Annotated in this window: 10 protein-coding genes; 4 read left to right on the forward strand and 6 right to left on the reverse strand. The window is 39.1% G+C overall.

The annotated features are described in order from the left end of the window. The first annotated feature begins 6 nt into the window (after window positions 1-6). On the forward strand, window positions 7-276 hold the full coding sequence (locus F9B85_RS10845) for a hypothetical protein (protein ID WP_151620815.1): 270 nt from the start codon (window positions 7-9) through the stop codon (window positions 274-276). Here the strand turns inward: F9B85_RS10845 and F9B85_RS10850 are convergent. Beyond that, a complete protein-coding gene (locus tag F9B85_RS10850; RefSeq protein ID WP_151620817.1) occupies window positions 273-491 on the reverse strand; it encodes a hypothetical protein in 219 nt (72 codons plus the stop codon). The genes F9B85_RS10845 and F9B85_RS10850 overlap by 4 nt on opposite strands. Before the next feature lie 178 nt (window positions 492-669). Further along, complete coding sequence (locus F9B85_RS10855; RefSeq protein ID WP_151620819.1) at window positions 670-1002, reverse strand: nitrous oxide-stimulated promoter family protein; 333 nt, start codon at window positions 1000-1002, stop codon at window positions 670-672. 108 nt (window positions 1003-1110) lie between these two features. On the opposite strand from F9B85_RS10855, the gene F9B85_RS10860 reads away from it, so the two are divergent. After that, window positions 1111-1884, forward strand: a complete 774-nt coding sequence (locus tag F9B85_RS10860; protein WP_151620821.1) for a histidinol phosphate phosphatase — start codon at window positions 1111-1113, stop codon at window positions 1882-1884. A gap of 152 nt (window positions 1885-2036) precedes the next feature. Here the strand turns inward: F9B85_RS10860 and F9B85_RS10865 are convergent, their stop codons facing one another. From F9B85_RS10865 to F9B85_RS10875, 3 genes are all read right to left on the reverse strand, one after another. Continuing rightward, window positions 2037-5120: an efflux RND transporter permease subunit gene (locus F9B85_RS10865; RefSeq protein WP_151620823.1), complete on the reverse strand. Its 3084-nt coding sequence runs from the start codon at window positions 5118-5120 to the stop codon at window positions 2037-2039. 72 nt (window positions 5121-5192) lie between these two features. After that, window positions 5193-6422, reverse strand: coding sequence for an efflux RND transporter periplasmic adaptor subunit (locus tag F9B85_RS10870; protein WP_151620825.1), 1230 nt, complete (start codon window positions 6420-6422; stop codon window positions 5193-5195). Between the two features lie 75 nt (window positions 6423-6497). Continuing rightward, window positions 6498-7148, reverse strand: coding sequence for a TetR/AcrR family transcriptional regulator (locus tag F9B85_RS10875; RefSeq protein WP_151620827.1), 651 nt, complete (start codon window positions 7146-7148; stop codon window positions 6498-6500). Window positions 7149-7477: 329 nt separating this feature from the next. Here F9B85_RS10875 and F9B85_RS10880 point away from each other — a divergent pair, with 329 nt between their 5' ends. Together F9B85_RS10880 and F9B85_RS10885 are read left to right on the forward strand one after the other, a co-directional pair. Continuing rightward, window positions 7478-8731, forward strand: coding sequence for an HD domain-containing phosphohydrolase (locus tag F9B85_RS10880; RefSeq protein ID WP_151620829.1), 1254 nt, complete (start codon window positions 7478-7480; stop codon window positions 8729-8731). A gap of 157 nt (window positions 8732-8888) precedes the next feature. Further along, the gene (locus F9B85_RS10885; RefSeq protein WP_151620831.1) at window positions 8889-11075 is read left to right on the forward strand and encodes a PAS domain-containing hybrid sensor histidine kinase/response regulator; all 2187 of its coding nucleotides are present in this window, start codon (window positions 8889-8891) and stop codon (window positions 11073-11075) included. Between the two features lie 79 nt (window positions 11076-11154). Here F9B85_RS10885 and F9B85_RS10890 read toward each other — a convergent pair whose 3' ends face one another. Next, window positions 11155-12588 (reverse strand): aldehyde dehydrogenase family protein, encoded by a 1434-nt coding sequence (locus F9B85_RS10890; RefSeq protein ID WP_243138168.1) that lies wholly within the window; start codon window positions 12586-12588, stop codon window positions 11155-11157. Between the last annotated feature and the right edge of the window lie 61 nt (window positions 12589-12649).

Raw genomic sequence — 12649 nt, forward strand, 5'->3', positions numbered from 1 at the left:
TTCGCTATGTGTACAGCACAACAGTATTCGGGGGAGCTACAACTAATCCTTAAGCAACTAAAAGGTCGTAATCATCGACTTGTTCACGATACACAAGATATAGCACAATATCTAAAAGCAAATCGTAATGAAAAAGAACTATCTGAATTGCTCATGGAGATGGCTGAAGCGCTCAAAAAAGCAGAAGATCTAGCCAAGCAAGCAATTACTTTAGTAGAAGAAAAAGAAGTTCAAGAACAAGCCCAATCATCGCCAACCATAACCGTCTTTTCTTAAAGGCGACCAAGACGTAAATCGACGAAGCCTTCTTCTCGAGAATAGTTAATTGTCTTATTTTCCCACACTACAGCTCGTTTTTGTCGTCCTGCACCTTGCTCTTTGGCACAATCTGACTTGGCCTTAAGCTTATTCATATCCAAAGTTGTAGTGAGCTCCGTAGAGCCCGAAAAAAGTAGCGAAGAAAGAAGCACTGTAGCCACTAAAGGCTTCATCACTGGTCACCTACCCTTAACGTATTCTTGTAACTTGTAACTCTTTTTAGGAAAAACAAAAAGACTCAACGACCCGAGGCAAGACCTAAAGATCTTTTACTCGTCGTTGAGTCTTATCTATTCCCATAGCTTATGATTGTATCTTATGATAAAGTGAAGACAACGTCAATAAGGAAAATTACTTTTTTCTTCCATCGATAAGATGTTGAATAGCTAAGACAGGGTGATGGCGAATCATTCTAGGTCCTGCATAACGCATCACAGCAATAATCTCTTCACGACGATTTCGCTTGTAACAATGAACTGTACAATTGCCACAAGTAGGCTTATCAGCACCAAAAGTACAACGGCTTAATCGTTCCATCGCATACCCATAGAGCTCTTGGCATTGCTTGCAGAGGGGCTCCTTAGGAGAGCTCTCGTATGATTGGCCATGATGATGGTCACAATAGATTTTAATCATCTTCTGTACCGTTTGCTTTTCCCGTTCAAGGCGTCCTTTTCCTAGCATAATGCCAAACTCCTTATCTTTTCTTTTAGATCGCAATTTACTATACAAAAATCCTAGGTTACTACTTGAAAGTCCTAGGTTATTGACCCAGGAGGTATTGTTGAACTTATGTTAATTGACAGCCACGTTCATACTCGTTTTTCTACAGATTCAAAAATGACTATCGAAGAAGCTCTGGAAGTAGCGAAAGAAAAAGGTATTGGATTTATTGTTACAGAGCATCTTGACTTAGATTACCCTGAGGCCGAATCTTTTTTGTTTGACCTAGACCAGTATTTTTCCGAATATGAGCCTTATCGTGATGATAACTTAGGCTTAGGTGTAGAGATTGGTATGGTAGAATGTTTGGAAGAAAAGTATAGCCAGATAATCTCAGCTTATCCTTTTGACTTTGTTATTGGTTCAATTCATGTCGTTGACACCGTAGAGGTACACGTAGAAGAGTTCTCCAAGCTTGGTACGAAGCGGAAAGTCTACGAAAAATACTTCAAAGCTATGAACAGATGTCTTGAAAGTTACGATATTATTGATAGCCTTGGCCATATTGACTATATTGCTCGCTACTCACGCTTTGTTGATCAAGAAATCTACTATGAAGAATTTCATGAACATATTGATCCTGTCTTGAAAGTGTTAGTTGAAAAGGAAAAGGCTTTAGAAATCAACACGCGGAGATTAACGAAAAAAGAAATAATTACGGCTTTACTTCCTATCTACAAGCGCTTTCGCACACTCGGAGGAACAATGGTTACTATTGGTTCTGATGCCCATGTAGCTAAAGACGTAGGTAAAGGTATGGCAGAAGCGCTCGAAATTGCTGAGCAAAGTAATCTTAAGGTTGTAAGCTACAGTCAACGTAAACCAGAATATATCAACTTATAAGTTACTAGAAGGTAAGAAAAAAAGCGGTATCAATTATCACAGTGATCAAAAAAGGTGATCGACTTAATGAAAGTCGATCACCTTTTTTCTAGTTATCTCTCCTAATTATCTGTTCATATTGCTTTATTATAAGGCCTATTTTGCTAATGCTCTTACATCTCTACAGTACTTTTCTTCTTAGGAACTCTTGGCTTGCGACGCCATAATTTCTTAGAGAAATTAGAGAATTTTTCATTAGCTCCGTCGAAGAGGGAGTAGAGAACAGGTACTAGTACAAGAGTAACAATAGTATGGAAAGCAAGTCCAAAGATTACAACTGTAGCAAGGGAAGTTTGCAATTCTGCTCCTTCAGAAAGACCTATAGCAAGGGGAAGTAAGGCTAGGATAGCTGTTAAGGCAGTCATCAAAATAGGGCGGACACGGTTACGAGCCGCTTCTATCAGCGCTTTATCTAAATCCCAGCCCTGAGTACGAAGGCGATTGATGCGGTCTATGAGCAAGATAGCATTAGATACAACGATTCCAGCAAGCATAATAAATCCTACATAACCAAGGGGATTGAGTGGTCTCTGCGTTACAATCATACCAAAGACTACACCAATAACAGCCATAGGCAAGGATAGCAAGATAATGAAAGGATGACTGAGGCGACGGAATTGGGCTACCATGATTAGATAAATCAATAAGAGAGTACCTAACATAGCATAAATAGAGCCTGTCACAGTGTCAGCTTGCTGTTGTAAAGCGCCAGCAGGTTTGATGCGGTAGCCTTCTGGTATATGCAGTTCAGGAAGTCTTTCTTCAATAGATCTACCGGCAGCGGCTAGATCAGTACCTACTAATTCAGCCGTTACAGTAACGATACGATCACCCATACTGCGTTGAATCTGTTGCGGTGTCTTCAGCATTTGCCACTGACCTAATTTTTGTAAAGGAATTAATTCACCCTGGCGATTAGTGATCATTAAGCTGCGGAACTGTTCGGGATGCTGCATAGCTTGATCACGATATTGAGCTTTTAGATCAATATCAATGCCGTCTAAAGTCATTGTAGTTACTGTATGCTCACCTATGTAGAAAGACAATTGCCTACTTAGAGAATCGGCGGGAACGTCAAAGTAACTTAGGGCCGACTCGTCAGGAGTAAAAGTGAGCTTATCAATACCTTCTTGAAAGTCATTACGTGGATTACGAACAAGGGGCAGTGAATTCATCAGCTCTTCGAGGCTACGTGAGATTCTTTCTAATTCTTGAATATCACGACCAGTAACTTCAAAAGTAACCATAATATTGGAATCACCAGAACCAAAGCCAACTTCAACACGCTCTGGACCTCTAACAGTGTTCAACACTTCGTTCATCTGATCCATTAAAAGGTCGTTATCAAAATCTTGCTCCTTCTTGCTTTTTAAAAGCATGTGAAGATGAGCATGACTGCTACGAGCATCAATATAGATTCGCTCTACCTCTGGCATTTCTCTCAGTAACGCGTCCGCTTCTCGGGCTATGGCTGTAGATTCTTGCACTTTCGTACCTTTAGGCATAATTAGAGCAACGCGCATGTAAGAGCTATCAATAGGCATTTGCACTGTCGATTTCACAAAGCCCATGCCCCACAGTGTAACGGAAAAGAAAAAGACAGCAAAAGCGATGATTACTGTTTTCCAGCGATGCCTTAATGCTACGGTAAGTGTTTTCTCTAAGAGGGAAATAATCTTTCTGCGCAGAGCGTTGTCACTTGATGTTATATTGCGATCAGCGCTTAAGAAACTGCGGGAAAAGACAGGGACAAAGAGAAAAGCTGAAATAGTAGCCGAAGCGATTGCTGCAGTAACAGTAAAGGCTAGCGTAATCATGATTGGTTGCATATCAGTACCGCCAACGTTAGCCAGAACAAGAGGCAGGAAAACAATGACTACTGTAAGCTGTGATGTAAAAACAGGTGTGATTACTTCACGAGCACCTACGACAATCGATTTGGTAAGGTTTATGCCTTTTTCTCGATAAGCATAGATGCTTTCTAACACTACAATAGCGGCATCAACAATTAGTCCAATCGCTAAGCTTAAGGAAAGCAAAGTAATCAAATCAATATTGTAACCACCTATTTTCATGCCAATAAAAGTCATCAACATGGACATAGGGATGGTTGTTGCGATTACTAAGGTAACTCGCCAGTTGCGCAGAAAAACAAAGAGAACAAGGACTGCTAGCAAACCACCGATAGCTAGATCGCGAGTTAGATTGTTTAAGGAGTTGCGAATAAAGTCGGCACCATCCATCAAAGGAGCTAAAACGTAAAGACCATCAGCTTCTTGGTTTAACTCGTTAATCACTTCACGAACTGCTTCAGAAACCTTGATGATGTCGCCGCCAGCACTTTTATAGACGATTAACTGTAAGTAAGGTTGATCTTGGTAAACAAAAACAGCATCAATGCTTTGCCCACGTAGATTAGTTACAGTCGCTAAATCTTTAAGTGGAACGTTCCCTCGAGGTGTACGAATAGTAATTTCGCCTACTTGTTGTACTGACTGTAGCGAACGATCAATTTCAATAACTGTGTTAAAGCCATCATTTTGCAAAAGGCCAATAGACTGCCTTACATTGCTACTGCGAAGTTGGCTGATCACATCGGAGGGAGTTACTTGATAGAGAGAAAGTAATTGTGGATCTAGAGAGATCTCAACCTTATTACTCACATTCTCTTCACGTACTTCTACTTTTTTTACTTGATCTATGGCTTCAATACGGTCTTTAATGCGTGTATGAGCCAAGGAGAAAAGAGCTGGTAAGTCATTTCCTTTCATAGAAATGCTCATTAACCAGTCCATGCTGTAGCTATCTTGGACAACCTCAACAGTAGATATTTCAGCGGGAAAACTGTTGCGAAGCTGTCCTACAATATTTTGAACTTCTTGACGAACATCTTCACCTTTATCTTCATAAGCTCGTATGTAAATGCTTGTACGACCAGTGCTAGTAGTAGAAGAAAAACGCTCAATGCCATCTAATGATTCTATTTCTTTTTCTATAGGCTCTGTTACTTTATCTTCCATTTCTTCTGGCGGTAAAGAACCACCAGCTACCAGCACTCTAATGCCTGGCAAATCGGCTTCTGGTGTCAAGTTGCGATCAAAGGTTAAAAGAGAACCTAGACCAGCGATAAAGATCAAAAGAGTGATCATATAAATAATGATTTTCTGACGTAATATGAGACGAATATATTTTTCCAAAAGCTTTCTTCATTCCTTTCTGAAGGAAACTAGCCTGTCAATAAAAATAACGCTATTACTTCAGGCTTCTACTTAAGGCTCTACAAAGCGAGGCTCTACTTCTTCGCCTTCTGTAAGAAAGGCTATACCTGCTGTTATAATCCAGTCTGCATTATCAACGCCAGAAAGAACTTCAATGCGATCTTCAACAACCAAACCAGTTGATACACTGCGACGTACTGTTTGGCCTTCTTCAATGGCAATTACATAATGGCCTGCTGTATTCATGCCTACAGCACTTAAAGGAAGCCAATAGCCTGCCGAGTTATAAGGTACTGTTACCCGAGCAACCATCCCACTACGCCAATGGCCATCGCCGTTAGAAACAGTTACTTCAACAGCAAACTTACCACTTCTTTCGTCTACTACAGGAGAAACAAAGGAAATAGTCCCTTTACTTTGATAGCCTCGTTCTCCCAAAACGTCTACTTGTTGGCCTGTCCTATAGTAAGCAACTAAATCACGATCTACCTGGAGCATTACTTTTACATCAGAAAGGTCAACAAGGTGGATAATTGTGTTACCAGGAGAAGCTTGCTCTCCCACTTTTCTCGTCACATCAGCAACAATACCAGTAAAAGGAGCGCGGATTTGTGCAGATGATACATTGCGCTGTGCCTGTGCTAAAGTGTTAATGCTATTAAGCACGCTAGATTCAGTGGAAGAGAGGAGGCTAGGATCGCCTTTTAGCATACCATCAAGAGTGATTTGCTCTCTTTCTAGGGCGCTTTCTGCTCGAGTATACCTTGCTTGTTGATCTTCCCAATCTTTTTTGGAAATAGCGCCATTTTCAAAGAGAATTTCCATTCTCTCCAGATCAGCTTTCGCTTGCTCTAGATCTCTCTCTGCTTCCGCAAGTCGAAGACGCTGTCTTTCAATATTCTCTATACTTTCACCAGTCGGTCGTTGAGCTCTGTTTTCTAAAGCATAGTCAACAATGTTGCTAGCTGACTCTTGCGCTCTAGCGTATAGATCGCCACCTTCTACTTCTGCAAGAAGTTGACCTTGACTAACTCGTGTACCTTTGTCTACATAGAGCGCAGTAATCGTTCCTGAAGTACCAAAAGAAAGATTACTCTCTTTTTTGCCTTCTACAAAACCTGAAGTTGTAAGTGTAGCTTGTCTATGCTGATCAGATACTTCAAGGGTAGACATGACTTTTTTTCGCTCTTCCCTTACCGTTTCTTCAGGTTGAGAAGGACTACAACCAGCTAATAGCAAAAGTGACGCAGTAAGGGCTATGATAGAATATGTACGGCGCAATTGACTCTCGCCTCTTTCCTAATAAAATTAAAAGACTGATTTGAAAACTACATAAAACAAATTAATGATAGCTTCTTAATTTATATGTATATTAGTATCATTCGATGAGATAACTTCTTCTTGAACAAGTCCTTTTTTTAGTAAATGAATCTCTTTAGTGTAAATTTTTAAGGATTCTTCAATAGTTAATTCTTTGGCACAAGTTTCGACAAGATTATGGATAGTGACTGCCGTAAGTATGCGCATTACGTGAAATAATTCCTGCTCATCAGTAATAGTTAGATTGTCTTTTCTTACCATGTCCTTAATCTCTAAAAAATGCTTAATGTCTTTATCGTTAAACTTTCTAGTAAATCGACTTTCAACTTTATGATTCATATTAAGAAAAGCATTTTTGAAGAATGCACGATCCTCCTGGTTCTCAAACTTCATTATCATGTAATGAAACATTTCAATATAAGTAAGAAATAAATCTCCATTGAACTTTTGCAAACTATGAATAAAGTAAGCTTTATTATTTTCAATATGTTCATCTAGCAAGAATAAGAAAGCATCTTCTTTGTCTTCAAAATATTGATAGAAGCTTCCCCTAGCAATAGAAGCAGATTTTACAATATTTGAAATTAAAGCCTCGTTATAAGGGGCTCTTGAGAACTCTTTTTTTATTGCCTTTAATAAATTTGCTTTTTTTTCTTCAGAAAGATTAAAAAAAGTTGGCTTGGGCAAATTCACTTCCTCCTAACTAATCCCAACCCAACATGACAGGGTGTCACAATTGAGTACAAAACAAATTCTATATGACAGGATGTCATAGGTCAACGAAAAGTAAAACAATTTACATGAAAATCTTAAGTTAGACAGAATACTTTATTGTCTAGTAGGGGTAAAAAAGCTATAATTATATGATGATGAGAATCAAAATCAAATGCTACTTGCGATGATTTTGTATGCTATAGAAACAATGTTAATTTTTTCGTTATTATGTTAATTAATCAACAAGACGATTGATCTAGTAAAGCGCTTGTTCTACGATAAAAAAAAGGGGAATGTAAGTGATGATAAAAGGAAAAAGAAAAAGCCCCCAGTGGCGTAGAAGTCTTACAGAAGGCATCATGCTAAACCATTTAATGGAAGGGTTATCATTAGCTGGCGACTTAGCAGAGGGAAAACCAACAGAGCATGCCAAGAACATGGCTTTTATCGCCTCATCTATTGGCACAGCTATGGATTTACCAAAAACAGAGATCAGATTGCTTTACTACGCTGGTCTACTGCATAATATTTTGTGTGATGACTGCGATCATCATCGCATCAGAAAGATTCAAGAAGAAGAAGAGGGAGAAGACGTCGTCTTACCTCTGCTTATGGAAGTAGAAGAAATTGTCATGCTAGCCCATGAGAACTGGGATGGTTCTGGTCCTTTGGGGCGACAAGGCACAGAAATTCCTCTGCTGGCGCGAATCTTGGCAGTAGCTATGATAATGACAGAGGCCTGGGATACAAGTAGAGATTATCTAACCTGGCGTCCTAATATCGAAAGATATATCGAGAAATACAAAGGTATTATTTTTGACCCCACCATTGTTAAAACAGCCAAAAATCTTTTAAAGGATTATCGCTTTACTCTTGATATATCTAGAGTTGTAGAACTTGATCGCTGGAAAGCTTTATTTGAAACAGAACAGCGCATCTATGGTGATAGTCTTAGAATTGTAGGCGTTCTTTTTGCTCATTTTATTGATCAAAAAGGTATTGGTACAGCAAATCATAGTCGTGATGTAGCAGTAGTAGCTAAAAAGCTGGCTCGTAATTTTGAATTAGGTCCAGAGAAAGAAGAAGAGATATATATAGCAGGGCTTCTTCATGATCTAGGGAAAGTTGTAGTACCTAAAGAAATCTTAGAAAAAGAAGGCCCTCTGACTAAAGAAGAACGCATAATTATAGAAAGGCATCCCTATTATACAGCTCTGATTCTTGACCGAATTCCAGAGCTAAGTTCTATTAGTCGTTGGGCCGCCTCACATCATGAACGGTTAGATGGCTCAGGCTATTTTATGGGAGCTACGGCCAAAGAATTATCCTTAGAAGCGCGCATTATTGCTGTATCTGATGTATATGCAGCCTTAGCTAGTAAGCGCTCTTATCGCAATGCAATGGATCGAAGTATGATAATTAACATTTTACAAAGCGAAGCCATGCAGAATAAATTAGATAAAGAAATAGTAGAAGCGCTCGTTGTAAACTTTGATAAATACAAAAGGTTACTTGCTATTACTTATTCCGCAGAAAGCCCTTCTCTATATATGTAAACAATAAAGGTATAGTTATTATGAAAGACCATCGACAAGTTATCGATGGTCTTTATTGATTTTTATCCATTTTCTTGTGTCTATCTAGTATACTATAAATAGAAAAAATTTTATAAAACTTCCTTCTCGAAGGCATTTGCAAGGTTGGTGAAGAGTTTTGGGAAAAGAAGAACAGGATATCAATAAGCTGAAAGAAGAAATTGCACATCTCCAAAAGTTAAATACAGCCTTGTCTCAAAAAATAAAGCTTCAACAAGAAGAGCTAGCAACAAAAGAATCGCTTTATCAGGAAGCAATAAAGGAAAGTGAACGCAAACTAGAATTGTTTTTTCAGCAATCTATGGATGGCTTTTTCTACATGATGATTGATGAACCAGTGCAGTGGGATGATACTGTAGATAAAGAAAAAGTTATGGAGTATGTTTTTAAACATCATAAAATTACTAAAGTTAATGATGCTATGCTAGCACAATATGGGGCCAAAAAAGAAGATTTTATAGGACTGACGCCTCGTATTCTTTTTGGCCATGATATAGAATACGGCAAAGCAGTTTGGACTAAATTTTTTGATCAGGGCAAACTTCACATAGAAACGAAAGAGCAAAAGCTAGATGGTACTACGATGTGGATTGAAGGAGACTATATCGCTTTCTATGACCTAGAAGGTCACATTACAGGTCACTTTGGCATACAACGAGAAATTACGGATCGTAAAATAGCAGAAGAAAAAATTCGCCGACATTTAGAAGAGCTTCAAATTCTAGTAGATACAATTGAACCGCATATCTGGTATCTCACAGACCAAGATACTTACGGCCTTATTAATCAAGCTCATGCTGATTTTATTGGTCTAAAAAAAGAAGAAGTAGAAAATAAAAAACTACGTGATTTTTTTACTCCAGAAGAAGTAGAAGTATGCAAAGAAGTCAATGAGCGCATTTATGCAGAGAAAAAGCAAATAAAAACAGAAGAAGTCATGTATAACAGCAAGGGAGAAAAAAGACTTCTAGCCATCACAAAAACTCCCAAAATTGATAGTCAGGGTAAGGTGGAATATATTGTTTGCTCTGCAGAAGATATAACGGAAAGAAGACAATTAGAAGATGAACTAAAAAGAGCCAAAGAAGAAGCAGAAGTTGCTAACAAAGCAAAAAGTGATTTTCTCGCTAATATGAGTCATGAAATACGAACACCTTTGAACGGTATTTATGGCATGACAGAATTATTACTAGATACTCCATTAAGAGTAAAGCAGAAAGAATATGCTATTACTATTCGAGAGTCATCAGAACTTTTGCTGACTGTAATTAATGATATTTTACAATTTTCCAAAATCGAAGCAGGTCATATGGAAATTGAGAATATCGAATTTGAATTGCCTAAACTACTTAATGTTGTCATAGATCTGATGAGAATCTCAGCAGGTAACAAAAATCTTCAACTAAAATGCTTTATAAGTCCAGGAGTACCTAGCTGTTTATATAGTGATCCAGGGCGTTTGCGGCAGATACTACTTAATCTTATTGGCAACGCCTTGAAGTTTACCGAAGAAGGCCATGTTACTTTGCAAGTTACCTTACAAAAAGATGAAGCATCCCAGCCCTGTATCTTATTCGAAGTCATTGATACAGGTATTGGAATCGATGATGAAGTGCAAAAAAGATTATTTAAGCCTTTTATGCAAGCAGATAGCTCCACATCAAGGAAATACGGAGGAACTGGTCTAGGTCTTTCCATATGCAAACGCTTGCTTGAATTGATGGGTGGAGATATTGGTGTTACAAGCAAAGTAGGGGAAGGATCTCGCTTCTGGTTTACACTCCCCCTAGTGGATGCCCCTAAGACTATGCAAGATAATACTCTTCTCCAAGAGAACTATTGTAAAGTGCCGCCGTCTTCATGTAACCTTACAGATGTAGATGATGTAGCAGGCAGAGTACAACCAGAACATAACTTCTCCTATGATGGAAATAATAAATTATTACTACTTGTAGAAGATAATCCAATCAATCAACGTTTAACGAAAATGCAGTTAGAGAAGATGGGCTTTGCTATCGATGTGGTGAATAATGGTCTTGAAGCTCTTCAAGCCGTGGCAATAAAAAAATATAATCTTATTCTGATGGACTGTCAAATGCCTGAGATGGATGGCTATGAAGCAACAGAAGAGATCAGAAAAAAAGAATCGCTAGGTCATATTGAACCCATTAATATAATAGCTATGACCGCCTGTGCGATGGAAGGAGACCGTGAAAAGTGCCTTCAAGCAGGCATGAATGATTACATCTGCAAGCCCGTAAAAGTTGAACAATTGAAGCACTTGCTTATCAAGTGGCTAAAGTAAAAAGATAGGGCCGTACTTCTACTGCAAAAAAAGAAGGTTGTACTGAAATTAGACAGTACAGCCTTCTTTTTTTTGATACCTAAAGAACTTGATGATTAAAAAGTATAACTTTGCTTTCTGTCATCTCCTGAACAGCATACTTAGGGCCTTCCCGTCCTGTTCCGCTATTTTTTACGCCTCCATAAGGCATAGAGTCGGTGCGATGAGCAGAAGTGTCGTTAATTATTACGCCGCCAACGTGAAGTCTTTTAGCGCATGTTAAAGCTATATCGATGGAACTAGTAAAAATACCAGCTTGCAAACCATATTCTGAATCATTCGTTTTCTCAATAGCTTCTTCAATATGGTCATAAGGAACTACTGTAACAACAGGTCCAAAAATTTCTTGACACCAGACTTTCATCTCGCTATTCACATCAGCTAATATAGTAGGTTCAATCAAATTAGCTTCTCTTGTGCCGCCATGGAGAAGTTGAGCACCGCCTTCAACAGCTTCCTTAATCCAGGCCATTACTCGGTCTGCTTCTTTAGTAGAAATCATAGGACCTACGTCAGTTGCAGGATCTTTGGGATTACCGACAACTAGAGCTTTGGTATGCTTGACAAGAGCGGAAGCGAAAGCTTGATAAACATCACGGTGAACAAGCAAGCGCTGTACAGAGATACAGACTTGTCCTGCATTGGCAAAAGCCATACGAGCACAGAGCGGTGCCGCTTTTTCTAGATCAGCATCTTTATGAATTATCGTAGCAGAATTAGAACCTAGTTCTAGCGTAGTCTTCCTTAAGCCTGCTCTTTCCTGAATACGCTTCCCAATTTCATAAGAACCAGTGAAGGTGTAGTAATTAATTGCAGGATCATCTAGAAGCCATTCACCTACTGTCGACCCAGGACCAACGATTAAGCTATACCAACCAGCAGGCAAACCAGCTTCCTCCAGAATCTTACCTACCATCAGTGCCGAAAGAGGAGTTACAGAAGCAGGCTTGGCAATCACAGCATTACCTGCCGCCAGAGCTGGCGCAACTTTGTGGCAAAGCAAATTCAAAGGAAAGTTAAAAGGTGTAATCGCACAGATAAGGCCACGAGGAACACGAATTGTGAAAGCAAGACGATTTTCTGAGCCAGGATAAGCTTCTACAGGAACCATCTCACCAGTAATTCGCGTAGCTTCTTCTGCTGACAAGCGAAAAGTTTCCATAGCGCGACTTACTTCTACCAAAGCATCTTTGAGAGGCTTTCCTGCTTCTTTGGCAATAAGGCTGGCTAATTCTTCGCGACGACTTTTGATGATAGTAGAAGCTTTCATAAGGATCTGTGCTCTGCTGTAAGGACTGAGTGGCTTATTGAGAGCCCTCTTTGCTGAAGCAACAGCGGCCTCTACATCTTCCTGACGAGCTTGACTGATCAAAGCAACTGTATCACCTGTGTACTTATCTTTTACAGGCAATAGATCGTCTGTAAATATTTCTTGACCATCGATCAATAGACCATAACTCTTAGTTTCAGACAAGATTCTGTCCCTCCTTCACATTCCTAGTCCTTACAAAAGATCATTTCTCCATATTGATATA

This window comes from Heliorestis acidaminivorans, assembly GCF_008933955.1.
GTDB classification, from domain to species: domain Bacteria; phylum Bacillota; class Desulfitobacteriia; order Heliobacteriales; family Heliobacteriaceae; genus Heliorestis; species Heliorestis acidaminivorans.